The sequence below is a fragment of the Brevibacterium renqingii genome (genome assembly GCF_017808105.1).
In the GTDB taxonomy this organism is placed as follows: Bacteria; Actinomycetota; Actinomycetes; order Actinomycetales; family Brevibacteriaceae; genus Brevibacterium; species Brevibacterium renqingii.
In genome coordinates this window covers 1-938 of sequence record NZ_JADBHF010000030.1, presented here as the reverse complement: position 1 = coordinate 938, position 938 = coordinate 1, and the positions used below count along the sequence as shown (strand labels likewise).

The 938-nt window shown below is 60.8% G+C and carries 1 protein-coding gene; it reads right to left on the bottom strand.

Annotated features, from left to right (window positions below):
* Positions 1-136: 136 nt before the first annotated feature.
* On the bottom strand, positions 137-938 hold an 802-nt coding region (locus IHE57_RS16150; protein WP_209374681.1), incomplete at its 5' end, for an integrase core domain-containing protein.

Below are 938 nucleotides of genomic sequence, written 5' to 3'. Positions count from 1 at the left end.
TGTGATGTCCCACGTCATCGTTCACTCGATGGCGTGGGACATTTCTTGTTTCTGACTCTGGTATGTCTCATGACATCGTGCACGTTTCTGCCTTGATGTCTCACGGCATCATGCACACACTGTCTCGCGTCATCGTTCACTTCTTCTTCTGATAGTCCTTGCTGGTATCGATGGTGTGTTCGGCGATGATATTGCCGGCAGTGCGATCGATGACCATGGTGGCCGGTCCTTGCAGGAGAAGCAGAACGCGTGTCCTGGCCCATGCTCTGCCGATTCCGAGATGACGGAGTCTGCCCGCGTAGCGGATGCTGATGGTGCCGGTGGCATCGACGTGGTCATAGCGGACTCGCCAGATGTGGTTGGCCGTCTCGATGACGGGAAACGCTTTCGGTGTGGCGGTGTACGCCTCCTGTGGGGTGCGTCGGCCGATGGCTCGGTGAGGCCGCTGCGTGTTGTAGACGACCGCGAAGCGGGCCAGCTGTGCATTGAGGTCGTCGATGGTGTCGACGAGTCCGTCGGCGGCCAGCCACCGTTTGAGGGTCTGGTGGTAGCGCTCGATCTTGCCCTGGGTGGTGGGTTTGTTCGGGCCGCCGTTCTTCTGCACGATGCCCATGTCGGCGATGAGCTGTTCGAACCCGTTGGGCTGTTTCGGGGTGCCGTCGTGTCCGCTGGCGAATCGTGTCGTGTAGACCATGCCGTTGTCGGTGAGGGTGGATGCTGGTGGTCCGTGGTCATCCATCGTGTGGATGAATGTGTCGATGACGACTTGTCCGGTGACTGGGGTGTGGGCGGTGGCGTGGAGGAGTGCCCGGGAGTGGTCGTCGAGCCAGGAGATGATCTCAGTATCGGTGCCACCGGCGAGGGGCCAGTGGGTGAAATCGGATTGCCAGGTCTCGTTCGGGGCTGTTGCTTCGAATCGCTGCCAGGACGAGCGGGGG